The organism is Bartonella sp. B12(2025), from assembly GCF_053795135.1.
The window spans coordinates 154,010-178,175 of sequence record NZ_CP200031.1; the positions used below are offsets into that span (position 1 = coordinate 154,010).

Here is a 24,166-nt window from a genome sequence, read left to right on the forward strand (position 1 = left end):
AGTAAAAAATGATAGTAAATAAAAGAGATAATAGGTAAAAAGAGTTTTACAGATTTGTTCTCGCCTGTAAAGCTGCTGCTAAAGTTCCATCATCAAGATAATCGAGCTCACCTCCTACAGGTACTCCGTGAGCAAGTCGGGTAACTTTAACTGAAAAATTGGAAAGTTGATCGGTGATGTAGTGAGCTGTTGTTTGTCCTTCAATAGTAGCATTGACAGCTAAAATAATCTCTGTAATAGGATTTTGTACAACGCGCTGTATTAAGGAAGCAATGTTAAGTTCGTCAGGGCCTATTCCATCTAAGGGTGAGAGTCGTCCACCCAATACATGATAACGTGCCGCTAAAGTTTTTGCGCGCTCAAGGGCCCAGAGATCAGCAATATCTTCAACAACAATAATTGTTGTATTATCGCGGCGCGAATCTGTGCAAATCGAACAAGGATCAGTTGTATCTACATTTCCACAAACAGAACAAATGCAGACTTTGTCTACAGCTGCTTGTATTGCTGCTCCTAAAGGCTCCAGTAATGTTTCCTTTTTTTTGATAAGGTGAAGCGCAGCACGACGAGCTGAACGTGGACCGAGACCTGGTATACGTGCTAAAATTTGAATGAGACGCTCGATTTCAGGTCCTGCAATGTATTTAGACATATTCTTGTCCCACAGGATTAAATAAAATCTGATTCATTATAATGGCAGTTTGAAGCTTGATGGGAGCGGTAGCCCTGCTGTTATGCTTTTAGTTTTTTCCTCTATCGCTATTTCAATTTTTGCTCTAGCTTCATTATAGGCTGCCATAATCAGATCTTCAAGGATTTCAGCTTCTTCAGGCTTGAGTAATGAAGGATCAATTTGAATCGCCGTTATGGTATTTTTTCCATTTAAGGTTATACTGACAAGATCACCACCTGCAGTACCAATGGCTTGCAGATTAGCCATTTCTTCTTGAATTTTCTGCATTTTTTCCTGCATTTCTTTGGCTTTTTTCATCATGCTCATCATTTCACGCATAGAAATAGGTATCCTTATTCATCATTGATATCACTTGCATTTTTAAAAGTATTTGAGAGTAAATCAAGGTCGTTTTCTTGTTTATGCAGACGAATATCGACAATTTTTGCTTCTGGGAAATGGTTGAGTATTTTTGCGATATCAGGATCTGCCTCTGCATTGGAAAAAAGAGTCTTTTGGGCAGCTATACTTTCTTCCTGTAGGGTTGGTCCTCCTCCTTCATTGACAAAAGTTATAGTCCAACGTTTTTTGGTCCATTGGAAAAGCATTTTTTCTATATCGTTAGCAAGTGAATGTGGAGCATTTTCAGAAAGTCTCAAGGTAATATGCCCTGGTTCAAAAGAAACAGGATGAATAAATTCTTTAACAAGGAGTTTGAAAGGAATCTCATTATGCTGTTCGGCTAATTTAACAATATCGTGCAAGGAATCGATAACTATGGTTTGGGGTTCAGTAATTTTTTTTGCTGTTTGCGTGGAGGAGTGTGATAAATTTGTAATATTTTCAGACAGGCCAACAGATTGAGAAGTTTCAAAAGTTTCTGTTATTTCAGGAGCGTTAGCGCTTTTAGGAGTTTGAACTTTCAGAGAATTTTCTGATTGTGAAGAGCAATCTAATTGATTGCTTAAAGATCTTTTTAAATCTGTCTTGTTAGGTGAAAGGTTTGAAACATGCGAGGAGGAATGGGCATATACAGCTATTTCTTTTGTCGTATTAGTCGCATTACTTGTATTTGCGGACTCTTGATGAGCAGAATTTGTGACGATGGTGGGGGATATTTTTTCTTGTGAAAGCTTTTTCAAAGCTTCATCAAGAGTTGGTAGATCGGCAGTGTGGGCAAGGCGAATCAATAACATTTCGGCTGCTTGAAGCGGATGCGCGGTTTGATTAATTTCCTGTAAGCCTTTGAGTAACATTTGCCAGTTTCGTGATAAAACAGGAACGGAAAGTTTTTGTGAAAAATCTAAGCTTCTTAAACGCTCATCTTCAGTAAGCGAGAGATCTTCGGCTACCTCTGGTGTAAAACGTAAACGTGTAACCAGATGATTGAAGTTGGCTAGCTCTGTCAATATAGTGAGAGGGTCAGCACCTGCATCATATTGGCTGCGTAATTCATGTAATGCATTTACAACGTTGCCCTTCATGATAAATTCAAAAAGATCAATAACACGTGCTCGATCGGCTAATCCTAACATTGCGCGCACTGCAACGGCACTGATGTTGCCATGGCTATGAGCAATCGCTTGATCAAAAATGGACAGTGCATCACGTACAGAGCCTTCTGCAGCGCGGGCGATCATGGAGAGCGCTTGATCTTCTACTTCTACGTTTTCATGTTTCGCAATTTGGCGCAAATGCGAACTCAAAACTGTCGATTCAATACGCCGCAGGTCAAAACGCTGGCAACGTGAAAGAATTGTAATAGGAACTTTGCGAATTTCTGTCGTTGCAAAAATAAATTTTACATGCGCTGGTGGTTCTTCAAGTGTTTTCAATAAACCATTAAATGCTTGCGTTGAGAGCATGTGCACTTCATCAATAATATACACCTTATAGCGTGCGGAAACAGGACGGTAACGTATTTGTTCAATAATTTCACGAATATCATCAATACCCGTATGCGAGGCCGCATCCATTTCTATGACATCGATATGGCGTCCTTCGATGATTTGTGTGCAATGTTCACCAAGTGTATTCAAGATAGTTGTTGGTTGATCAATATCTTTTGTTTTGTAGTTGAGTGCGCGTGCCAAAATACGCGCTGTTGTGGTTTTACCCACTCCGCGAATTCCTGTTAACATCCACGCTTGTGCAATGCGACCTGTTTCAAAGGCATTCGTGAGGGTACGCACCATGGCTTCTTGACCAATGAGGTCAGAGAAATTTTTAGGTCGATATTTGCGAGCAAGAACACGATAGGTTTTTTCTACCGGCATATTTCCCATCAATGATTCCAACTTTAAAGCTCTTTATGAGTACATTTCGATAATACGAAAGCACGGGTTAATACTTGTACTCTAATATAAAAGGATCTTTTCTCAATCAATTTATTTTTCGAAAGAATAGGAAAATTTGCTTAAACACAGCCAAACTACTTTAACTTGCTACACGCACAACACCGCTTTAAAATGAAGATGCTTCACTGAAAAACAACAGAAATATGCTTTATAACAAAACAGGAGGCTGGTACGATGACCCGCACTAGAACTCGTTGGGGCTGCTTCTTTCCAGACCTGACCCAGTTGGCAAGCAGTTCGTCCACCACCAACCTCCCAAACTCATATTGTCGATTTAAAATGAAAAATCAAGTTAAGAAACGAAAAATACGGCAAGAATGACAAAGAATTTTTTCCTTTGAGCTTAATTCTTGTTCTATAAACGATAAATAGGACAGGGATTTCCCCATTTTTATTGGAGTTCACCGCATATTTATTTTTATTTGGCATGAATAAAGCGTTTATTTTTCTCAGTATTAAGGAGATGCTAATTGACGAAGATCTGTTTAGTTTTTTTGGTAGTTGATCTCTCTTTGAGTCAGCTTAAATGAATGTGGCCTGCATATAGCTCAGATCATGAGCTTTAGCATGACTAAAACAAAATGAGACTAGGGTTTCTCGTGTGTGTTGTGGCATTCATTTTATTGTTAACAGACCAATCTATTATTCTAAATTGTTATTTTTTGGCAAGATGTGGAACAGATTTACAGCCCTAAAGCAGATTTTTTTATCCCTTTTCTGCTTATGTATGTGATTTATATACAATATAGTTTGTAGAAACTTTGAAGTGATCCGACTACAAAGGTGGATGCTGTGTTATTGTTAAAAAAAATTACTCTGATAACGAAAATACAAATTAATTGGTTGCAAAAGTTACGTAATATTTAATTTTTCTGCACAAATATAAAAACTCAAACTCACAAGAAATCTAGCTTTAAGAGTTCACTACGCCCGATTTCGAAAAAACGCTTATCTGAACAATTGGATAAGTTTACTCAGAAATTTAGGTGTTTTTGGAAATATTATCAATCGTAATCTCCTGTATCGCAATCTGTTCCAATAACGTTTTTCTTAGTAATATTTGTAAAAATATAATTTCCCGACGAAGGAAAGCTTATATCGAGAGATTTTATATCTTTAAGTGTAAAGATCTTATTTTTTTTATCATGTGTTATTTTCTTTTCATCATCTGCAACAATGTTTAATTTGTCTAGGTCAGAAAGGGCAGAGTAGAATAAAGTAAAGGAGGCTTTCTTGGGCTTAAATGTCTTGCAAGAATATTCGGCGCCTTGATGTATTGTATCGGATGCTTTAATCGTAACTCTTTCATCCGGCGCAAAACTCCATTTTTTCTCACTAAATCCAGCAAATGCAACATTGGAGAAAGTTAGAATATTTGCAGCTAATAATCCTTGAGTGAATATTTTTTTCATTATTTTTTCAGTGCCTTTATGAAAAGAATTTGGCTGAAAAGAAAGATAGCTCTTCTAAGGTGAGTTGCATCATAGAATCCCTTGGATTCTTTTTGATGTCAAGGAAAAACTGTACAACAGTGGTTTTATGTATACGGTGCTCGATCCTTTTTAGCAGGGTAAATGCCAATAATGCGAAATTCAGAAGAAAAAAAGAGAGTTCTTCCAATGCAAGCTGCATCATAGGGTCTTCAGGATGTCCTTCAATGTCAACGAAAAATTGTGTTGCATTGAAATTTCCGCCAATTTGATAGCTTTCTAATTTTGTCATATTGATACCGTTTGTGGCAAATCCTTCCATAGCTTTATAAAGGGCAGATGGTATATTGCGCACCCGAAAAAGAAGACTCGTAATGACTTTTTCACCGTTTTGGGGTTTTGGTACATGTTGTTGAGAACGCGAAAGGATGATAAAACGGGTAATATTATGAGGATTATCTTCAACATTTCTTTCGAGAATATCAAGCCCATAGAGTTCTGCTGCGAACAGAGGAGCCAAGGCTGCTTGTGAGCGCTTTGCATTTTTTTAATAAATTTTGCAGCTTCAGCTGTATCAGCAGAAGTGACAGGTATCCAACCATTGTTACGTATGATTTTACGGCATTGTGCAAGGGCATGTGTATGGCTGTGGACGGTTTTAATCTCGTCATGAGTAACACCGGGTAAAACCATTAGTTGAAAATGGATAGGCAAAAAATATTTATCAACAATATAGAGAGATGATTGCGGTAAAAGGTGATGAATATCTGCAACACGGCCAGCAAGAGTATTTTCAATAGGAATCATAGCAAGATCAGCCTGCCCGCTTTCTACTAAATTGAGGGCATCTTCAAAAGTAGCAGAAGGTACAGCATTCATATCGGGAAACATGTTATAACAAGCAATATGAGAATTCGCACCATATTCTCCTTGGAAAGAGATTTTATTGTTTTTTTCAGTTGTTGTCATGCTAAAATCTTACGTATTCTTTCAAGATCACGTTGTGTATCGACCCCTAAGGGAATTGTGTCGACTATTTCTACATCGATACGCATATTATGCTCTAGTGCACGTAATTGTTCAAGTTTTTCACGTTTTTCTAGTGGAGAGGGTTTAAGCGTCACAAATTGCTCAAGTCTTTCGCGTCGATAGGCATAGATCCCAATATGATGGTAAAGAGGACCATCTCCATAAGGTGCTGTTGTGCGGGTAAAATAAAGAGCACGAAGACGACTTTGAGAAAATGGTGTACCAATAATTTTTACGACATTCGGATCTATTTTTTCATTTTCCTCAATGATTTTAGCACCCAAGGTTGCAATATCAGTTAAGTTATTTTCTAGAGGGCGTAAGACACTGATGATTTCACGAGGCATTATCGTTGGGAGGTCACCCTGTATATTTAAAATGGCATTGTAACGTTGTTCAGGATCAATACGAATTAAAGCTTCATAAATGCGATCAGATCCAGATTTATGATCGCCATATGTTATGATACATTCATGCCCATAATCTGTAACGACTTTAGCTATATCGTTATGGTCTGTTGCAACGATAGTGCGCCCTAGTGCAGCTTTTTTTGCTTGCTCAGCAACATGAACGATCATCGGTTTTCCCGCGATCTCAGCGAGAGCTTTTCTAGGTAGACGGGTTGAGCCCATACGGGCGGGAATGAAAATAATTGGTTCAATAGCCATTATAAAGTTCCAAATGCCGTATATATAATGCGTGTGTAATATTGTATATTATAAGGAAAAAGTTTAAACTAAAAGTGGTAATGAAAAAATGAAGGTTTAAGTTTTTATGAAGCGTTCCACAATTGTTTATTTCATTTGCGCTTGTTTACTTGTGCTGGTTATTTTGGTGGGAATCTTCACATTCAGCGACGCGGTCTATGATAACTTTACTGACAATTCTATATCAGTTCAACACTCTTATAAGGTTACAGAGAATAATATGCTCAATGAGAAACAGCAGGCTAGCATTTCCTCGTTATTGAACGATCGTCTCCAAAAGGGAAATTTTGAAAATGGGCGCAAAATTTTTCATCAGTGTGCCATATGCCATACCTCTGGACGCAATGGACCGGGTCGTGTTGGTCCAGTGCTTTGGGGCGTAGTGAACCGTCCTTTGGCGGCGGTACCAGGGTTTGCTTACTCACGGGTATTGCGTGCAAATTCTGATCAAAGATGGGATTTTGTAACTTTGGATCGTTATCTGCAGTCACCGCGTCAAGCGTTCCCAGGGACAATTATGTCTTTTCGTGGGATCAAAAATGATCAAGATCGTGCCGATCTTTTGCTTTATTTGCGGAGCTTATCCGATCATCCTGTTCCTTTGCCAATGGGTAATGAAGAAGGTAAGTCAGACTAAACTATGCCGGGAGAGCTCATTTTGGGCAAGAGGTGCGATTGGTTTTTGTTTGTAATTTTGACTTCAAAGATTTACCAAAAGAGTTGTTATTGACGTATCATTAAAATTAACTCGATATGGCTGTATGAAAGGTGAAAAAAATGGCAGCCTATATTCTCCGGCGTCTTTTACTGATTATACCAACATTGATTGGTATCTTAACAGTAACGTTTATTATTGTTCAATTTACACCGGGTGGGCCTATTGAAAATATTATTGCTCAGTTGCAAGGGGTAGGTGGTGATGCTGCAGGGCGAGTGAGTGGTGGAAGTGATCTAGGTCTTTCTTCTGATGTCATTTTGGATGGTGCTGATGTTGGGTTATCTTCTTCCAAAACTTTTAAATATCGTGGTGCACAAGGATTGGATCCAGAGTTTATTGCCAAACTTGAAAAGCAGTTTGGGTTTGATAAGCCGCCTTTAGAGCGTTATCTAACAATGCTTGGTCGTTATTTGCGTTTCGATTTCGGGGATTCTTATACACAGGGACGTTCGGTTATCGAACTTATTAAGAATGCTTTACCTGTTTCTCTTTCGCTTGGATTTTGGCAACTACTGATTTCTTATGCTATCTCTATACCATTAGGCATCCGTAAAGCTCTTAAAGAGGGATCGGCCTTTGATGTATGGACAAGTACACTCATCATTGTAGCTTATGCTATTCCAAGTTTTCTCTTTGGTATTTTTTTAATGGTTCTTTTTGCTGGAGGATCTTTTTTAAATTGGTTTCCATTAAGCCATTTAACATCCGATAATTTTGAACAATTGTCTTTTGTGGGTAAAATATTAGACTACCTTTATCATTTGGTTCTTCCGTTAACAGCAATGACTATTTCTGGTTTCGCTACAACGACCTTGTTAACAAAAAATTGTTTTCTAGAGGAAATTCGTCAGCAATATGTCATTACAGCACGTGCTAAGGGTTTAAGCGAACGCTCGATTCTTTATGGCCATATATTTCGCAATGCAATTTTGATTGTAATTGCCAGCTTTCCTGCAACTTTTATGGCATCATTTTTTAGTGGGTCTTTGCTGATTGAAATGCTCTATTCGTTAAATGGTATGGGGCTTTTAAGTTATGTGTCTATTGTCAATCGCGATTATTCTGTTGTATTCGCTTCTCTTTATATTTTTTCGCTCATTGGTCTGATTGTGAGCCTCATTTCTGATATCGTTTATATGCTTGTTGATCCACGCATTGATTTTGATAAAAAGGATTTATGATGAAAGAGACAGAGCGTGATCATTCGCATAGTGCTGGGTTACAAAAAAAGCCTTTTTTTTCTCCATTGAATGTACGTCGTTGGCGTAATTTTAAGAAAAGTCGTCGTGGTTGGTGGTCATTGTGGCTCTTTCTATTTTTATGTTTTTGTTCTTTTTCAGCAGAGTTCATTGCCAATGATCGTCCAATTATCGCCTCTTATAAAGGAGAGTTGCTCTTTCCTGTTTTTTTTGATTATTCTGATGAAAAGTTTGGTGGAGATTTAGCCATAGCAGATTTTCGTGATCCTTTCATTCAAAATGAAATTGCCGAGCATGGTTGGGCATTGTGGCCGCCAGTACGTTATTCCTATAACACGGTTGTGGGGAATAAAACTGTGGCATTGGCGCCTCCTTTTTGGCTTCAAAGTAAAGAGGAACGTTGTGTCAATTATGCGCAGGGAAGCGCTGATCCAGAATGTACGATGAGTCGATGGAATTGGCTTGGAACAGATGATCTGACACGTGATGTTTTCGCACGCGTTTTATATGGTTTTCGAGTGTCGATAATTTTTAGTATTCTTTTGACAGTTGTTTCTACTGTTATTGGTATTACAGCGGGAGCTGTTCAGGGATATTTTGGTGGTTGGGTTGATTTAATTTTTCAGCGCTTGATTGAGATATGGTCTTCTGTGCCATCACTTTATTTAGTTATTATCATGGCAGCGGTTTTAGCACAGGGCTTTTGGATGCTATTGGGGGTTATGCTTCTTTTCCAATGGGTAACATTGGTTGGTGTGGTGCGAGCAGAATTTTTGCGTGCGCGCAATTTTACTTATGTTGATGCTGCACGTGCTTTAGGAGTTTCTAATGGCACTATTATGGTACGGCATTTATTACCAAATGCGATGGTTGCTGCTCTGACCTATATGCCCTTTTTATTAACATCGGGGGTTTCATTACTCACATCACTTGATTATTTGGGATTTGGTCTTCCACCTGGTTACGCCTCTTTAGGTGAGTTAATGCGGCAAGCGACTACCAATTTGAACGCTCCTTGGATTGGTATTACAGGATTCGTTGTTATTGCTGTTATGTTATCGTTGTTGGCGTTTATTGGCGAGGCTGCGCGAGATGCTTTTGATCCACGAAAGACATTATAATGACAAATTTGCTTTCAGTACGTGATTTTTCGGTTGCATTCCGCCAAGCGGAAGAAAAGAAATGCATTCTTGAACAAATTTCTTTCGAGATTAAAGATGGCGAGACAGTTGCACTGGTAGGAGAATCTAGTTCTGGAAAGTCGGTAACAGCGCTGTCTATTTTGCAATTATTGCCTTTTTTGAAGACGCTTCATCAATCGGGAGAAATTCTCTTTAAAAATAAGGATTTATTGAAGCAAAAAGAAGAAGATTTGCGTAAAATTCGCGGTAAAGATATTGCCATGATTTTTCAGGAACCGATGACTGCTCTTAATCCTTTGCATAATGTAGAACGCCAAATAGGTGAAGTTCTCAAAATGCATACAGATGTAAAAAATCAATCACTGCGCGCCCATGTTATTGATTTATTGACAAAGGTGGGAATTCATGAACCACAAAAACGTTTGGGTTCATTTCCTCATCAACTGTCGGGTGGGCAACGGCAACGTGTAATGATTGCGATGGCGCTTGCTAATAGCCCACGATTGTTGATTGCTGATGAGCCAACAACGGCGCTTGATGTGACTGTTCAAGCGCGAATTCTTGAGCTTTTGGTACAACTTAAAAAGCAAAACAATATGTCGATGCTTTTTATTACCCATAACTTAGCTGTTGTGCGCCGTATTGCGGATTGCGTCTACGTGATGAGAAAAGGAAAAATTGTTGAAAGTGGCCCAACAAATCAATTGTTTGAAAACCCTCAAGAGCCTTATACAAAACAATTATTGGCGGCAGAGCCTAAAGGAAGCCCTCTTCAAGTGGATGAGAGGGCGCCTATTTTGATGCAAGGTAAGAAAGTTCGTGTTTGGTTTCCGATTAAAAAGGGGCTATTGCGGCGAACAATGGGTCATGTAAAAGCTGTTCAGGATATAGATGTTACAATTCGTGTCGGTCAAACACTTGGTGTTGTAGGAGAATCGGGTTCAGGAAAAACAACATTAGGGCTTGCGTTGATACGGATGTTGTCTTCCAGGGGACAGATTATTTTTGATGATATTGACATAAGCAATTTTACTTTCAGGAAGATGCGTTCTTTGCGCCGTCATATTCAAATTGTTTTTCAAGATCCCTTTGGTTCACTTTCTCCACGTATGTCTGTAAATGAAATTATCACTGAAGGATTATCAATTTATGAACCGCAGCTTTCCTATTCTGAACGTAATGATCGCGTGATTGAAGCTTTGCATGAGGTTGGTCTAGATCCTTCTTCCCGCCATTGTTATCCACATGAATTTTCCGGTGGGCAGAGACAGCGGATTGCGTTTGCACGTGCAATCATCCTCAAACCGCGCTTTATCATGCTTGATGAACCAACGTCTTCTCTTGATGTAAGTGTGCAGGCACAGATCATTAATCTTTTACGTCATCTACAACAAAAATATCATTTAGGTTATTTGTTTATTAGCCATGATTTAAAGGTTGTCAAAGCGCTTGCACATGAAGTGATTGTCATGCGCAATGGAAAAATGGTTGAGCATGGATCTGCTGATCGTATTTTTTCTTGTCCCAAAAACTCTTATACGCAAACCTTGATGGCTTCTGCATTCGCGTTGGAATCTGATCGTTTATAGGTAATGACATTAAATTGCGTCAACAATCCATTATAGAGGAGAATTTTTCCCACTAACGGTTCACCAATGTTTGTGATAAGTTTAATGACTTCCATTGCTTGTAGAGTTCCGATGACTCCAGGTAAGACACCGATGATTCCGGTTTCAGCACATGTTGGGACAATGCCAGAAGTAGGCGGATTAGGGAATAGATCGCGATAGTGAGGATTATTGTCTTTATAAGGCATGAGCACGGTCAATGAGCCTTCAAAGCGTCCTACAGCGCCACTTATTAAAGGTCTTTCGCATTGGGCAGCGTGATCAGCAAGCAGATAGCGTGTGGTAAAATTATCACTTCCATCAACAATGATGTGGTAGGCCTTGAGGAGTTTATCCACATTACTTTTATCTAAGCGTAGATTGTGTTTTTCAACCATAACATGGGGATTTATAGTTTTTATAGTGGCTTCAGCGCTGTCAGTTTTACATTTGTTAACTGTGTCTGTCTTGTGAATAACTTGTCGTTGTAAATTAGAAAGCGCAACGATATCATCATCAACAATTCCAAGGGTGCCAATGCCTGTGGCAGCCAAGTAAGTTAGGACAGGGGAACCAAGACCACCCGCACCAATAACGAGAACGCGTGCAGTTTTGAGCTTTTGTTGTCCCGCCCCACCAATTTCAGGTAAAATGATGTGACGTGCGTAACGCTCGATTTCTTCTTTACTTAATTTTGTATCCGCTTCTTGTATCATGGACTTTCTCTTGTCATAGTTTCTTTATTGTTTACTAAGTTTATGGTGCAGAGACCAGTCTGCTTTCAATTATAGGGAGGTTTTATTCATGAAAATTGCCATTCAGATGGATCATATTTCAACACTTCGGATTCAAGGAGATACGACATTTGCACTTGCTTTAGCAGCACAAGAACGTGGACACTCTCTTTTCCATTATACACCAGATTGTTTATCTTTGCGCGATGGTTGTGTGATTGTACGACTAGAGCCATTGACGGTACATGACGAAGAGGGACATCATTATCAATTAGGGAAGTCTGTCCGTACGCAGTTGACAGATATGGATGTGGTTCTTTTACGTCAAGATCCGCCCTTTGATCTCAATTATATCACCACGACTCATTTGTTAGAGCGTGTTCATCCTAAAACACTCGTTGTGAATGATCCTGTATGGGTGCGCAATAGTCCAGAAAAAATTTTTGTTACTGAGTTTTCTGATTTAATGCCAGAAACGTTAATTACGAAAGATATTGAAGAAATAACGGATTTTAGAGCTACGTTTGGTGACATTATTGTGAAACCACTTTACGGCAATGGAGGTGCTGGTGTTTTCCATTTGAAACAGGATGATCGCAATTTGGCATCTCTGTTAGAAATGTTTGCAGAAATTTATCGCGAACCTTTTATTGTTCAGCGGTATTTAGATGCAGTGAGAAAAGGCGATAAAAGGATTATTTTGCTTGATGGTACACCTGTTGGAGCGATTAATCGGATTTCAGCAGAGACGGATATTCGCTCTAATATGCATGTTGGAGGTAGCGCGGAAAATATTGATTTAACAAAGCGTGATTATGAGATTTGCGAACGCATCGGTCCAGCTTTGCAGGAACGTGGTCTTCTTCTTGTGGGAATTGATGTGATTGGAGATTATATAACAGAAATTAATGTGACGTCTCCTACTGGAATTCGTGAAATTAAACATTTTGGTGGTACAGATGTTGCTCATCTTTTCTGGGATGTTGTTGAGTTCAAACGTTCAAATTAAATTTATTTGAACGGGGAGTAAAGACAAGTTTTTTTAGAAAAAATTATCAATGTTTCTTTGTTTTATATTTGTTATACTGCACATATGAACTAGAATTATCGTGTGATATGAACGAGAGGCCTTGGTCTACATTTTAGGGAGTTTATGGATGATCCGAGTGTTATCAGTTGGAATGGGAGTGGTTTTTTCGGTACTGTTGTCCGTTAATGTTGGCACCGCACGTGATCAAATTCAGATCGCTGGCTCATCTACGGTCTTTCCTTATCAAAAGATTGTTGCTGAGATATTTGGAGAAACTTATCCTCATTTTAAGGTTCCAGTTATTGAATCGGGTGGAACAGGGGCTGGTATTAAGGAATTTTGTCGCGGTATTGGGGAGAATACAATTGATATTGTCAATGCTTCGCAGGCAATGAAGTCAAGTGAATTGCAATCTTGTTTTGATGCTGGTATAAAAGATGTTGAGGAAATACGCATCGGGTATGATGGCATTGTTTTTGCAACAGATATAAATGGCCCTGATTGGAGATTGCGGCCAATAGATGTTTATAGGGCACTTGCTGCTCGGATTATTATAAACGGAAAATTGCAGCCCAATAACATGTCAAAATGGAATGCCGTCAATACTGCTCTTCCTGATTGGACGATAGCGGTTTATATTCCTGGAGAGAAGCATGGAACGCGTGAAGTTTTTGAAGAAAAATTGCTAGCTGCGGGCTGTAAGGATAGTGGAGCAGTTGAGGCGATGAAAGCTTTTGGGATGGATGATAAGGCAATACATGCTACTTGTGTTGCTGTGCGTAAAGATGGTAAAGCCATTGATATTGATGGTGATTATTCTGAAACATTTGCTCGTCTAACTTCTAATAAAACAGGGATTGGTGTTTTTAGTTTGTCTTTTTATCAAAATAATGCTGATAGGCTAAAGGTTGCGGATATTAATGGTTTTGAGCCAACGGTTGAAACAATTTCTAGTGGCGAATATCCAGTTTTTCGTCCACTTTTTTTCTATGTTAAGAAAGCGCATTTAGATATTGTTCCAGGTTTGAGGGAATATGTCGACTTTTTTATTTCTGAGCAAATGATTGGTCCAGGTAGCCCATTGGCTGAATATGGTTTGGTTGTTGCATCTGAAAAGGAGCGCCAAGCGCAGCGTTCTGCTTTTTCTGCTGGTAGAGTAATGACTTTGAAATAATTTTCTGGGTTTACAGTTGTAGGAGTTTTTTGTGCTGCTTTTTATAAAAATTGAAAGATAATATGCGCATTTCTTTCATTATTTTTCTGTTATTTATTCTTGGTTTTGTTGGCTTTTTTGTTTCTTATATGCGAGCCCGCTATCTTGAGTACGCACAGTACAAAATGCATTCTCGTGCGTATTATTACGGCTGGTGGACATTTTTGATAACTGTTATTCCAGCTCTTGTTTTTTTAATTTTTTGGGATGGTGGGAGTACAATTTATTTAGAGTATAGCGCTTCTCGAGAGGTTGGGGCATATAGTGCGCGCGTGACAGAGGTTGTTAATCATGACCTCGTTTTGGAGACTATCCGCAGTCTGATCAAAATTATTCATCGCTTTGAGGAAGATCTTGTTTCCGATTCGTATGAAGAAGTGCGGGCACAGTTATCCGCAAAAGGGTTCTTTTTGCCTTATGAGGCGCCAGATGATGTGTTAAGGATAGCGCAGCTATGGGTTGCTTCTTCTAAAAAGTTGCAGTTTATTGGTTATAATTTACTTTTTGTAATTGCATTTTGTGGATTTATCTGTGGAGTTGTGCAAATTGCTCCGCGTCAACGGGCGCGCAACAAGGTTGAGTGTCTGATTGTTATTGGATTGTTTTTTGCGTCTATAGTTGTGGTTTTAACAACAGCAGCCATTGCGCTTTCTATGCTCTTTCAGACGATAAGTTTTTTTCAGTCTGTATCCTTTTCAAATTTCTTTTTTGGAACGGTTTGGGATCCACGCTTTTCAGCCAGTGGTTCAAACAATGAAGTGGGGCAATTTGGTTTAATACCGCTACTTGCAGGCACGCTTTATATTGCATTTGTGGCAATGCTTTTTGCTGTTCCTATTGGATTATTTTCAGCTCTTTATATGGCTGAATATGCTTCTGCTCGATTGCGAGCAATTGTGAAGCCATTATTGGAAGTTTTGGCTGGTATTCCAACCATTGTTTATGGTTTTTTTGCTTTGAAAGTTGTAGGACCATTTTTGCGTGATCTCTCTGTTTCTCTCTCTGGTGGTGTTGGTTTTATTATGGCTCAAAGTGTTTTAACGGCTGGGTCTGTTATGGGAATTATGTTGATCCCTTTCGTTTCCTCTTTGTCAGATGATGTTATTAGGGCTGTTCCACGTTTTTTACGCGAAGGGTCTTATGGTTTAGGAGCAACGCAATCTGAAACGATTAAAAAAGTCGTTATACCGGCAGCGCTTCCGGGAATTATGGGAGCGATTTTGTTGACAGCATCACGGGCAATTGGAGAGACTATGATTGTAGTTCTGGCGGCAGGTGTTGCAGCGAACTTAACGCTTAATCCGTTCGAAGCAATGACCACGATGACAGTTAAGATTGTTAATCAATTGACAGGTGATTTTGAGTTCAATTCTCCACAAACTCTTGTTGCTTTTGCTTTAGGGATGACACTTTTTGTTATGACTCTTTTGATGAATATTCTTGCTCTTTACATAGTGCGTAAATATCGGGAACAATATGAATGAATGAAGATTGTTTTTCGCATCATCGCAATATTGGCCTCAAACGTCGCTATTGGGCTGAACGTCGTTTCCGTGCGTATGGTTTGATTGCTATTTTTATTGGGTTATTTTTTTTATTCGCGCTTTTATGGTCTGTCATCAGCAAAGGTTATACAGCTTTTTTTCAAAGTGAAATGACATTATCAGTTTATTTGGATGAGAAGGTCATTGATCCAGGCATTCAGCGTGAAAAAAATCCACAAGTATTAATAACTGCTAATTATCCACTTCTTGTGCGTAATTCGTTGGCAAAAAAGCTTAATGTAGATCAAAATGATCGGGCATCATTGCGTGATGTTAACCGTCTGTTTTCAAATGGTGTACGAGTTCAATTACGTGAAATGGTTACAAAGAATCCACAGCTTATTGGAACAACGCAAAAAATCAAGGTCTTGGCAGCAGCGGATATTGATTCCGCTTATAAAGGGCAAATTAACTTGCATGTGGAAGAAAGGAACCGTAAAGTTTCTAACCGCCAAGTGGAGTGGATGAGACGTTTAGCTCATGATGGTACGCTTTATAAAACATTTAATTTTGGTTTTTTTACATTTGGTGCTTCAAGTCGTGCTGAGACTGTAGGATTAGGGGTTGCAATAATAGGCTCTCTTTACATGATAGCTATGGTTTTAGTGGTTTCGCTTCCAATAGGGATAGCAACGGCTCTTTATTTTGAAGAATATGCACGCAAAAATAAGTTTACAGATTTTATTGAAGTTAATATTAATAACCTTGCAGCTGTTCCTTCGATTGTTTTTGGTCTTGTAGGACTTGCTGTTTTTATTAATTTTTTTGGGTTACCACGTTCAGCTTCTTTTGTTGGTGGGCTTATCTTAGCTCTTATGACTCTACCAACAATTATTATTGCGACACGTTCTGCTTTGCGTGCTGTTCCTCTCTCTATCCGCATGGCAGCTTTAGGGCTTGGGGCGTCGAAAACACAAATGGTTTTTCATCACGTTGTTCCTTTAGCGTCACCTGGTATTTTGACTGGTACGATTATTGGTGTGGCTCAGGCATTGGGTGAAACTGCACCTTTGCTTTTGATTGGAATGGTTGCTTTTGTTGCAAATATTCCTACGACACCAATGGATCCGGCAACAGCTTTGCCTGTTCAAATTTTTATGTGGGCGGGTGAAGCAGAACGCGCTTTTGTTGAAAAGACGTCGGGTGCCATTATCGTATTAATGATTCTGCTCGCTGTTATGAATATTTCTGCTGTTTTTTTACGTCGACGATTTGAGAGGCGCCAGTAGCTTCGATAAAGTAGTAATTTCGATAAGGTTTGTGTTTTAAAGGTAAGGTGAATTTTTGTAATGAAGATTAAAATGCGTGGCCAAGATGTGAAGGTTTTTTATGGGGAAAAAGAAGCCCTTCATGGTATTACTCTTGATATTCCTGAACATCAAGTCACAGCTTTGATAGGTCCTTCGGGTTGCGGAAAGTCGACTTTTTTGCGTTGTTTTAATCGTATGAATGATACGATTGAAGGCGCTAAAATAACGGGTCTTATTACTTTAGATGGGGAGAATATTTATGACTCGCGGATTGATGTTGTAGAATTGCGTGCTCGTGTTGGGATGGTTTTTCAAAAACCCAGCCCTTTTCCAAAATCTATATTTGAGAATGTTGCCTATGGCCCACGCATTCACGGTTTAGTCAAATCGCGTGCAGAATTGCATGATGTGGTTGAAAAGAGTTTGAGGCAGGCAGGTTTATTTGAAGAAGTAAAAGACCGCCTTCATGAGGCAGGAACAAGTTTATCAGGAGGACAGCAACAGCGTTTGTGTATTGCGCGTGCCATTGCAGTTAGTCCTGAAGTTATTTTGATGGATGAGCCTTGTTCAGCTCTTGATCCAATTGCGACAGCACGTATTGAAGAGCTTATCGATGCATTACGGCAAAATTACACCATTGTTATTGTCACACACTCCATGCAACAGGCAGCACGTGTTTCTCAATATACAGCTATGTTTCATTTAGGGCATTTGGTAGAAGTCGCTACAACTGAAATGATCTTCACTTCACCAAAAGAACAACGTACGCAAGATTATATTACGGGGCGTTTTGGATAGGTGAATTGAGGAGTATAAGGTATGTCTATGAACCATACTGTCCGTTCTTATGATGCAGAACTAAAATATTTGAACGCGAGAATTACAGAAATGGGTGATCATGCAGAAAGAATGATTGAGCGTTCTGTTGCTTCGATTGTGTATAGCGATCTTCAACTTGCGACGACAGTTGTTGCCGATGATTTATTTTTAGATGAAGCAGAACGTGATATTGATGAGAAAGCGATTACCATTATCTGCAAACGTCAACCGATGGCTGTTGATCTGCGTGAAATTGTTGGTGCCATTCGTATTTCCTCTGATCTTGAGCGGATTGGGGATATGGCTAAAAACATTGCTAAGCGAACAGTTGCTATTTCAGAAACACGTCAACCCGCTGCTTTTTATCATGGGCTTGAAACAATTACAGCTTTAGCACTCAATCAATTAAAGGAAGTATTAAATGCTTACACCAGTCGCTTATTGGAGCGTGTTGATGCAGTACGTGAGTGTGATGGTAAAATTGATGCTCTGTACACTTCTCTTTTTCGCGAACTTTTAACTTATATGATGGAAGATACGGGCAATATTACGGTTTGTACGCACTTACTTTTTTGTTTAAAAAATATTGAACGAATTGGTGATCATGTTACCAATATTGCGGAAATGCTGCATTATATCATAACGGGCTATCATATGTCTTTTGATCGTCCCCGCGATGATCTTACTTATAAAGTTGGGATAGGTGAGAGGAAAACAGATTAAAGTTTTTTCTCAGATATATAGAATGAGTTTGTTAGTAAAGATAAAAACCATTGAGCACTTTCTTGTAATATGGCTGTGGGAGGAAGATGATAGATGTATTATGGGCAAGTGCAAAGAAGCAACGAAGGGACTTTTCAAGGTAATATAGCGGGTTTTTGACTCTTAATTTGATACATTTGGACATTGGGTAGTATCATTATTTATACTTTGGCCAGATGGGAAGTTTTTTCCTGATTATTTTGTTAAGATTTGTATCGAAAAGGATATTCGTGTCGATTTTTTTAATATTGACGCAGGCCGTTTTAGCACCCTAGTCTTTTTTCGTATGTAGAATTATTGAAGGTATTTCATTGCAATTGCAGTTGAAGCGTGAAGGTTGATATTGTGTAGCTACATTTTTGCTATTAATAATGACAATATCGATCTGTAAATTAAGAATTTTTTATTTTTTAAATTGCATAAGTATATTTTAATTGTTGCGTATATTAAAATTTTACTAAGTGGTAACAATTAATCATATACGTTCTCTGAAGGTACTTTTAAATTTTGAATACTTCAAAGATATGGAAACTTATTGTATAAGATGAAAAAAAATTGTTGGACTGTTCTTGTTATCTGTTGTCTAGCACCGTTGATTATTGTGGGATGTACTTCAAACCATTTTGGTGTTGGAAAAGTGAATAATAATGAGAAAAAGTCAAAAACAGTAATATACCCATTAACAGAGCGTCAATGCCTTATGCGTGCGATGTATTTTGAATCGAATCGTACAAGCCGTGAAGGAATGATTGCAGTTGGAACAGTTGTCATGAATCGCGTTAATTCAACTGCTTATCCAAAAACGATTTGTGGTGTTGTTGGTCAGTACAAACAGTTTGCTCCCGGTGTTTTAACGCGTCCTATGACTGAGACGGCATCTGTTGCTCTTGCTAGAGATGCAGCTGATGCTGTTTTACGTGGCAAACGAGATAAAAAACTTAAAAACGCTAAGTTTTTTCATACAGCAGGTTTATCTTTTCCCTATAAAAATATGCACTATGTTCGTGTTGCGGGGGGGAATGCCTTTTATGAAAAACGATCACGTGATGGATCGCTTCAAGTTCCTACTAATGATCGTCCTTATGATGTTGCTTATGCTTTTGCCCAAGAACGTTCTGGCAATGCACCGAGCTTTATGGATGCAAGTGTAGTAAGTGAGGGAATAAAAGCAGAAGAAAAACAAAATGCATCTTCCTCAATAGAAGTAGCGCAGGTGGACGAGGTAAGTACTACGTCTTTTTTTGCAGTACAGCTTGATAAAGTTCCTATTCCAACATATGCACCTAATCGTATAGATAAGGAAGAGGAAAGCAAATTAATTATGGTCTATGCTACGCCGTCATCATATCAGTTAAATGCAATTGTTGCACTGTTGGAAAAACAGTATAGAGGCCGGTAGTTTTTTACAACCAAAGAAGGGTATTGGTAATGTGCTTTGATATTCATAAGGTAATTTCGCCTGAAATGCTTAATCGTTTTGCAGAAGTTACAGTAAAAGTTGGACTGAATTTACAAGAGGGGCAGGATCTTGTTTTGACTGCTCCAGTTTCAGCATTACCTTTTGTCCGGCGTATTGCATATCATGCCTATAAGGTTGGTGCTGGTGTGATTACACCGCTTTTTAGCGATGATGTATTATCACTTACGCGTTTTGAAAATGCGCATACTGCTAGTTTTGATTGTGCACCTTCTTGGCTGTATGAGGGAATGGCAAAAGCTTTTGAAAATGGGGCTGCACGTTTAGCTATTGTTGGTGATAATCCTTTGCTGCTTTCCAACCAAGATTTTGATAAGGTTGCACGTTTAAATAAGGCCACTTCAATGGCTTATCAGCCTACTCTCAAAAAAATATCGAATTTTGCTATGAATTGGTCGATCGTTGCTTATCCAACAGCAGGATGGGCTGAGGCGATGTTTCCTTCTTTGCCGCTTAATGAGGCGATTAAGAAGTTAGCTGATGCAATTTTTTCTGCTTCACGTGTTACAGAAGAGGAACCAGTTCATGCGTGGACTGTGCATAATGCGGCTTTGAAGCAACGGTCATCTTGGCTTAATGAGCAGCGTTTTTCTGCTTTGTACTTCACAGGGCCAGGGACTGATTTAATGGTTGGTTTGGCAGATGAGCATGAATGGCATGGTGGTGCATCAGTTGCCAAAAATGGTGTCGTTTGCAATCCCAATATTCCGACAGAAGAAGTATTCACCACTCCTCATGCTTATAAGGTTGAAGGTTTTGTTCGTTCGACGAAGCCTCTTTCCTATCAAGGAGCACTAATTGATAATATTGAGGTACGGTTTGAAGCTGGGCGTATTGTTGATGCACGTGCTTCGACGGGTCAGGAAGTTTTGCAACGGATTTTGCAAAGTGATGAAGGTGCGAGTCGATTGGGCGAAGTTGCTCTTGTTCCACATTCTTCACCGATTTCTAAGAGCGATCTTCTTTTTTATAATACACTATTTGATGAAAATGCTGCATGTCATATTGCTTTAGGGCAATGTTATTCGAAATGCTTTTTAGATGGAGAATCATTGACTGCAGAGGAAATTGCGGCGCGTGGTGGTAATAAAAGTGTTATTCATATTGATTGGATGATTGGATCAGGAGCTATTGACGTAGATGGCATTACACAGGATGGTGTGAGAGTTCCTGTATTTCGTAAGGGTGAATGGGCTTAATATTATTGTTTTTTCAATGGTATTGTTGGAAAGCGCATAATTATTAGAAAAATAGATGCCTGAGCTTCCTGAAGTAGAAACGGTTCGTAGTGGACTTGAGCCTGTTGTGACTGGTGCAAAGATTGTATCTGTCACGCTTAATCGTAGAGATTTGCGATTTCCTTTCCCTGAGGCGTTTTCTGAGCGGCTGATGGGCAGGACGATTATGGAACTTGGTCGGCGCGCGAAATATTTGCTGTTTCATCTTTCGCAGAATGAAACGATTTTGAGTCATTTAGGAATGTCAGGATCATGGCGTGTAGAGGATGAGCTTTTAAGAGGAAGATCTTCTGCTACAGGTAATTTTTTTATGCATGATCACTTTGTTATGGATATTCAAACAAAAGAGGGCAAAGTTTATCATCTTACTTACAACGATGCTCGTCGTTTTGGGTTTATGCTTTTAGTAGATACAAGTAAGCTTTCTGAACATCCACTTTTAAAGAAGTTAGGGCTTGAGCCTATGAATGATGCGTTTTCTGGTAGTTATTTGCAAAAAGTTTTTATTAATAAAAAAAAATCCCTTAAAGGAGTTTTGCTTGATCAGTCTGTCATTGCGGGTCTCGGGAATATTTATGTTTGCGAAGCGCTCTGGCGTAGTCGCTTATCTCCACAGCGCGGTGCATTTACATTAGCAGTAAAAACTGCACGTGCACGGAAATTTGCAGATTCTTTAGCACAGAATATACGCAATGTGATTGCTGAAGCAATTTTATCTGGTGGATCTTCTTTACGTGATTATAGGCATGTAGATGGTTCACTTGGTTATTTTCAACACACTTTTTCAGTTTATGGGCGAGAAGGCAAGGAATGCTTGCAATGTGGAACGCCTATTGTACGTATTTTGCAGTCTGGGCGTTCAAGTTTTTACTGTCCACAATGTCAAAAATGAAGAAGATATCTTGCAAAATCTTACAAGAGGCTTAAAGTCATATTTACAATTATACAAGATTTGAGAGATTTTTTTTTATGCTGAATAAAGTATTAACACACCTTGATGAAAATATAGAAAAGAGCCTTGAACGTCTTTTTTCTTTTTTATGTTTTCAATCGATTTCTACAGACTCGGCTTATAAGGATGCATGTCGTAAAGCAGCTGATTGGTTAGTAGAGGATTTAAAAAGCATTGGTTTTGAGGCTTCACGGCGTGATACGCCAGGTCATCCAATGGTCGTTGGACATCATCCAGGACCTTCAGATGATTGTTTGCATGTGTTATTTTACGGGCATTATGATGTTCAACCTGTTGATCCGTTGAGTTTATGGGAGGATGATCCATTTAAGCCTTCTTTAAAAGAGAGAAATGGAGAGAAAGTTATCTGTGCTCGTGGAGCTTCAGATGACAAAGGTCAGCTTATGACGTTTATTGAAGCGTGTCGGGCATTTAAGAAAGAGACAGGGCAGCTTCCTGTTAAAGTTACTGTTTTATGTGAAGGTGAAGAAGAAAGCGGTTCTCTTTCACTTATTCCTTTTTTGAAAGCAAATAGCGATGAGCTTAGGGCTGATTGCGCGCTGGTTTGTGATACGTCGATGTGGGATGCAGATACACCATCTGTTTCTGTTGCTCTTCGGGGGGTTCTGGGAGAAGAGGTCATTATCACAGCAGCTAATTGTGATTTGCATTCTGGTTATTTTGGGGGTGCAGCAGCCAATCCTATTCGTATTTTAACTAAGATTTTGGCAGGACTTCATGATGAAAATAATAGGGTAACCCTTCCTGGTTTTTACGATGGAGTAGAAGAAACACCGCCACATATTTTGCATTCATGGAATGAGCTTAATTGCAATGCTGAAAATTTTCTTGGTCCTATTGGGCTTTCCATCCCTGCTGGTGAAAAAGGACGGAGCATTTTAGAACAAATATGGGTACGTCCTACAGCAGAAATTAATGGTATTAGTGGTGGCTATGAGGGAGAAGGATTGAAAACGGTTATTGCTTCTCAAGCGAATGCAAAGATATCTTTTCGTTTAGTGCATAAGCAAGATCCAGAGAAAATACGCCAAACTTTTCGTGACTATGTGCGCAGTCTTATTCCTGCTGACTGTACAGTTGCATTTAAGGAACATGGTGCTTCTCCAGCAATTCAACTTCCCTATGATTCTCCTTTTATCGAAGCAGCGAAGGATGCTTTGTCGCAAGAGTGGAGTAATCCGGCTTTATTAACAGCCATGGGTGGTTCAATTCCGATTGTTGGAGATTTTCAGTCAATTCTTAACATGGAAACTCTTTTGGTTGGCTTTGCACTGGCTGATGATCGTATTCATTCGCCTAATGAAAAGTATAATCTAAAATCGTTTCATAAGGGGCAGCGGTCTTGGGCACGTATTCTTACAGCTTTAGCAAATAGGAGAGTAAATGACTGAGATCCGTATTCATCAAGGTGATTTATCAAACTTAGACAATTATCAAGTTGATGCCGTTGCGATTGATACCGAAACTTTAGGATTGCAACCGTACCGTGATCGTTTATGTGTTGTTCAGCTTTCTCCTGGAGATGGTACTGCTGACATTATACAGATTGCTAAAGGACAAAAAAGTGCGCCAAACTTGGTCAAATTGCTTGAAGATAAGGCAATCACTAAAATATTTCATTTTGGGCGTTTTGATCTTTCTATTTTAGCGCATACATTTGGCGTTATGCCAGATGTGGTTTTTTGTACCAAAATTGCTTCAAAACTCACGCGTACATACACGGATCGTCATGGATTAAAAGAAATTTGTAGTGAATTGTTGAATGTGAATATTTCTAAACAGCAGCAATCTTCGGATTGGGCTGCTGAAGCTTTGTCACGTGCACAAATTGAATATGCCGCGTCGGATGTTTTATATTTGCATCGTTTAAAAGATATATTTGAAGAACGTTTAAGACGTGAAGAGCGGGAAAATGTTGCAAAGGCATGTTTTCAATTTTTGCCTATGAGAGCAAAACTCGATCTTTTGGGATGGTCAGAGGTTGATATTTTTGCACATAGCTGAGTTTAAAACTTTTTTTTAAAAATAAGAGTAAGAAGAAATATTAATGCAACAGAACAAAATGCTTATAGTATATGAGCATTTTGTTCTGTCGTTTGTTTTTATGATAGTGTTTTGTGACATAATTCTTAGTGTAGTGAGTGCTATTGAATTTGAAGATTGCACAACACACAATAGGCATAATAAAAGTATATTTATGAATACGTGCTTTTTATGTAGAGCTGTCTTTATCTTAAGACTTACAATAGACAGCTTTATGAGGG

General features: G+C 39.0%; 21 protein-coding genes, 1 other RNA gene and 1 pseudogene. 15 read left to right on the forward strand and 8 right to left on the reverse strand.

Annotation, left to right across the window (positions count from 1 at the left end):
• Window positions 1-46: 46 nt before the first annotated feature.
• From recR to V3564_RS00670, 7 genes and pseudogenes are all read right to left on the reverse strand, one after another.
• Window positions 47-652 carry a recombination mediator RecR gene (gene recR / locus V3564_RS00640; RefSeq protein ID WP_455480939.1) on the reverse strand — a complete coding sequence of 202 codons (606 nt, stop codon included), beginning with the start codon at window positions 650-652 and terminating at the stop codon, window positions 47-49.
• 36 nt (window positions 653-688) lie between these two features.
• Complete coding sequence (locus V3564_RS00645; protein ID WP_455480940.1) at window positions 689-1,012, reverse strand: YbaB/EbfC family nucleoid-associated protein; 324 nt, start codon at window positions 1,010-1,012, stop codon at window positions 689-691.
• A gap of 14 nt (window positions 1,013-1,026) precedes the next feature.
• Window positions 1,027-2,958 (reverse strand): DNA polymerase III subunit gamma/tau, encoded by a 1,932-nt coding sequence (locus V3564_RS00650; RefSeq protein ID WP_455480941.1) that lies wholly within the window; start codon window positions 2,956-2,958, stop codon window positions 1,027-1,029.
• A 230-nt stretch (window positions 2,959-3,188) separates the two neighbouring features.
• Window positions 3,189-3,286, reverse strand: an RNA gene (gene ffs, locus V3564_RS00655) — signal recognition particle sRNA small type.
• Between the two features lie 748 nt (window positions 3,287-4,034).
• Entirely contained in the window at window positions 4,035-4,442 is a 408-nt protein-coding gene (locus V3564_RS00660; RefSeq protein WP_455480942.1) for a hypothetical protein, read from the reverse strand.
• Window positions 4,443-4,567: 125 nt separating this feature from the next.
• Window positions 4,568-5,429, reverse strand: a pseudogene (locus V3564_RS00665) (prephenate dehydratase).
• Window positions 5,426-6,157: a 3-deoxy-manno-octulosonate cytidylyltransferase gene (locus V3564_RS00670; protein ID WP_455480943.1), complete on the reverse strand. Its 732-nt coding sequence runs from the start codon at window positions 6,155-6,157 to the stop codon at window positions 5,426-5,428. The pseudogene V3564_RS00665 and the gene V3564_RS00670 overlap by 4 nt, the downstream one beginning before the upstream one ends.
• A 106-nt stretch (window positions 6,158-6,263) precedes the next feature.
• Between V3564_RS00670 and V3564_RS00675 the strand changes: the two genes are divergently transcribed.
• The 4 genes from V3564_RS00675 to V3564_RS00690 all read left to right on the forward strand — a co-directional run bounded on the left by V3564_RS00675 (window position 6,264) and on the right by V3564_RS00690 (window position 10,844).
• Window positions 6,264-6,833, forward strand: a complete 570-nt coding sequence (locus V3564_RS00675; RefSeq protein ID WP_455480944.1) for a c-type cytochrome — start codon at window positions 6,264-6,266, stop codon at window positions 6,831-6,833.
• Window positions 6,834-6,973: 140 nt separating this feature from the next.
• On the forward strand, window positions 6,974-8,095 hold the full coding sequence (locus V3564_RS00680; protein ID WP_455480945.1) for a microcin C ABC transporter permease YejB: 1,122 nt from the start codon (window positions 6,974-6,976) through the stop codon (window positions 8,093-8,095).
• Entirely contained in the window at window positions 8,095-9,234 is a 1,140-nt protein-coding gene (locus V3564_RS00685) for an ABC transporter permease (RefSeq protein ID WP_455481423.1), read from the forward strand. Before V3564_RS00680 ends, V3564_RS00685 begins: the two co-directional genes overlap by 1 nt.
• Window positions 9,234-10,844, forward strand: a complete 1,611-nt coding sequence (locus tag V3564_RS00690; RefSeq protein ID WP_455480946.1) for an ABC transporter ATP-binding protein — start codon at window positions 9,234-9,236, stop codon at window positions 10,842-10,844. Before V3564_RS00685 ends, V3564_RS00690 begins: the two co-directional genes overlap by 1 nt.
• On the opposite strand, the gene V3564_RS00695 is transcribed toward V3564_RS00690, so the two are convergent.
• Window positions 10,790-11,578 (reverse strand): molybdopterin-synthase adenylyltransferase MoeB, encoded by a 789-nt coding sequence (locus V3564_RS00695; RefSeq protein WP_455480947.1) that lies wholly within the window; start codon window positions 11,576-11,578, stop codon window positions 10,790-10,792. The two genes, V3564_RS00690 and V3564_RS00695, sit on opposite strands and share 55 nt — an antisense overlap.
• Before the next feature lie 88 nt (window positions 11,579-11,666).
• Here V3564_RS00695 and gshB point away from each other — a divergent pair, with 88 nt between their 5' ends.
• From gshB to V3564_RS00750, 11 genes are all read left to right on the forward strand, one after another.
• Window positions 11,667-12,605 carry a glutathione synthase gene (gene gshB, locus V3564_RS00700; protein ID WP_455480948.1) on the forward strand — a complete coding sequence of 313 codons (939 nt, stop codon included), beginning with the start codon at window positions 11,667-11,669 and terminating at the stop codon, window positions 12,603-12,605.
• Window positions 12,606-12,753: 148 nt separating this feature from the next.
• The gene (locus V3564_RS00705; protein ID WP_455480949.1) at window positions 12,754-13,800 is read left to right on the forward strand and encodes a PstS family phosphate ABC transporter substrate-binding protein; all 1,047 of its coding nucleotides are present in this window, start codon (window positions 12,754-12,756) and stop codon (window positions 13,798-13,800) included.
• Between the two features lie 62 nt (window positions 13,801-13,862).
• On the forward strand, window positions 13,863-15,323 hold the full coding sequence (pstC, locus tag V3564_RS00710) for a phosphate ABC transporter permease subunit PstC (RefSeq protein ID WP_455480950.1): 1,461 nt from the start codon (window positions 13,863-13,865) through the stop codon (window positions 15,321-15,323).
• Complete coding sequence (gene pstA / locus V3564_RS00715; protein ID WP_455480951.1) at window positions 15,320-16,612, forward strand: phosphate ABC transporter permease PstA; 1,293 nt, start codon at window positions 15,320-15,322, stop codon at window positions 16,610-16,612. Before pstC ends, pstA begins: the two co-directional genes overlap by 4 nt.
• A gap of 60 nt (window positions 16,613-16,672) precedes the next feature.
• Window positions 16,673-17,431 carry a phosphate ABC transporter ATP-binding protein PstB gene (gene pstB, locus V3564_RS00720; RefSeq protein WP_455480952.1) on the forward strand — a complete coding sequence of 253 codons (759 nt, stop codon included), beginning with the start codon at window positions 16,673-16,675 and terminating at the stop codon, window positions 17,429-17,431.
• 21 nt (window positions 17,432-17,452) lie between these two features.
• A complete protein-coding gene (phoU, locus tag V3564_RS00725) occupies window positions 17,453-18,175 on the forward strand; it encodes a phosphate signaling complex protein PhoU (RefSeq protein ID WP_455480953.1) in 723 nt (240 codons plus the stop codon).
• A 583-nt stretch (window positions 18,176-18,758) separates the two neighbouring features.
• Window positions 18,759-19,613: a cell wall hydrolase gene (locus tag V3564_RS00730; protein WP_455480954.1), complete on the forward strand. Its 855-nt coding sequence runs from the start codon at window positions 18,759-18,761 to the stop codon at window positions 19,611-19,613.
• Between the two features lie 29 nt (window positions 19,614-19,642).
• Window positions 19,643-20,890, forward strand: a complete 1,248-nt coding sequence (locus V3564_RS00735; protein ID WP_455480955.1) for an aminopeptidase — start codon at window positions 19,643-19,645, stop codon at window positions 20,888-20,890.
• 55 nt (window positions 20,891-20,945) lie between these two features.
• A complete protein-coding gene (mutM, locus tag V3564_RS00740; RefSeq protein ID WP_455480956.1) occupies window positions 20,946-21,821 on the forward strand; it encodes a bifunctional DNA-formamidopyrimidine glycosylase/DNA-(apurinic or apyrimidinic site) lyase in 876 nt (291 codons plus the stop codon).
• Between the two features lie 77 nt (window positions 21,822-21,898).
• Window positions 21,899-23,293, forward strand: a complete 1,395-nt coding sequence (locus V3564_RS00745) for a M20/M25/M40 family metallo-hydrolase (protein ID WP_455480957.1) — start codon at window positions 21,899-21,901, stop codon at window positions 23,291-23,293.
• Complete coding sequence (locus V3564_RS00750; protein WP_455480958.1) at window positions 23,286-23,906, forward strand: ribonuclease D; 621 nt, start codon at window positions 23,286-23,288, stop codon at window positions 23,904-23,906. The genes V3564_RS00745 and V3564_RS00750 overlap by 8 nt, the downstream gene beginning before the upstream one ends.
• Window positions 23,907-24,166: the final 260 nt, after the last annotated feature.

What these genes read in the sequence shown, in the direction of transcription:
- recR (WP_455480939.1), bottom strand. Translation starts at nt 652, where the DNA reads ATGTCTAAATACATTGCAGGACCTGAAATCGAGCGTCTCATTCAAATT.
- V3564_RS00645 (WP_455480940.1), bottom strand. Translation starts at nt 1,012, where the DNA reads ATGCGTGAAATGATGAGCATGATGAAAAAAGCCAAAGAAATGCAGGAA.
- V3564_RS00650 (WP_455480941.1), bottom strand. Translation starts at nt 2,958, where the DNA reads ATGGGAAATATGCCGGTAGAAAAAACCTATCGTGTTCTTGCTCGCAAA.
- V3564_RS00660 (WP_455480942.1), bottom strand. Translation starts at nt 4,442, where the DNA reads ATGAAAAAAATATTCACTCAAGGATTATTAGCTGCAAATATTCTAACT.
- V3564_RS00670 (WP_455480943.1), bottom strand. Translation starts at nt 6,157, where the DNA reads ATGGCTATTGAACCAATTATTTTCATTCCCGCCCGTATGGGCTCAACC.
- V3564_RS00675 (WP_455480944.1), top strand. Translation starts at nt 6,264, where the DNA reads ATGAAGCGTTCCACAATTGTTTATTTCATTTGCGCTTGTTTACTTGTG.
- V3564_RS00680 (WP_455480945.1), top strand. Translation starts at nt 6,974, where the DNA reads ATGGCAGCCTATATTCTCCGGCGTCTTTTACTGATTATACCAACATTG.
- V3564_RS00685 (WP_455481423.1), top strand. Translation starts at nt 8,095, where the DNA reads ATGAAAGAGACAGAGCGTGATCATTCGCATAGTGCTGGGTTACAAAAA.
- V3564_RS00690 (WP_455480946.1), top strand. Translation starts at nt 9,234, where the DNA reads ATGACAAATTTGCTTTCAGTACGTGATTTTTCGGTTGCATTCCGCCAA.
- V3564_RS00695 (WP_455480947.1), bottom strand. Translation starts at nt 11,578, where the DNA reads ATGATACAAGAAGCGGATACAAAATTAAGTAAAGAAGAAATCGAGCGT.
- gshB (WP_455480948.1), top strand. Translation starts at nt 11,667, where the DNA reads ATGAAAATTGCCATTCAGATGGATCATATTTCAACACTTCGGATTCAA.
- V3564_RS00705 (WP_455480949.1), top strand. Translation starts at nt 12,754, where the DNA reads ATGATCCGAGTGTTATCAGTTGGAATGGGAGTGGTTTTTTCGGTACTG.
- pstC (WP_455480950.1), top strand. Translation starts at nt 13,863, where the DNA reads ATGCGCATTTCTTTCATTATTTTTCTGTTATTTATTCTTGGTTTTGTT.
- pstA (WP_455480951.1), top strand. Translation starts at nt 15,320, where the DNA reads ATGAATGAAGATTGTTTTTCGCATCATCGCAATATTGGCCTCAAACGT.
- pstB (WP_455480952.1), top strand. Translation starts at nt 16,673, where the DNA reads ATGAAGATTAAAATGCGTGGCCAAGATGTGAAGGTTTTTTATGGGGAA.
- phoU (WP_455480953.1), top strand. Translation starts at nt 17,453, where the DNA reads ATGTCTATGAACCATACTGTCCGTTCTTATGATGCAGAACTAAAATAT.
- V3564_RS00730 (WP_455480954.1), top strand. Translation starts at nt 18,759, where the DNA reads ATGAAAAAAAATTGTTGGACTGTTCTTGTTATCTGTTGTCTAGCACCG.
- V3564_RS00735 (WP_455480955.1), top strand. Translation starts at nt 19,643, where the DNA reads ATGTGCTTTGATATTCATAAGGTAATTTCGCCTGAAATGCTTAATCGT.
- mutM (WP_455480956.1), top strand. Translation starts at nt 20,946, where the DNA reads ATGCCTGAGCTTCCTGAAGTAGAAACGGTTCGTAGTGGACTTGAGCCT.
- V3564_RS00745 (WP_455480957.1), top strand. Translation starts at nt 21,899, where the DNA reads ATGCTGAATAAAGTATTAACACACCTTGATGAAAATATAGAAAAGAGC.
- V3564_RS00750 (WP_455480958.1), top strand. Translation starts at nt 23,286, where the DNA reads ATGACTGAGATCCGTATTCATCAAGGTGATTTATCAAACTTAGACAAT.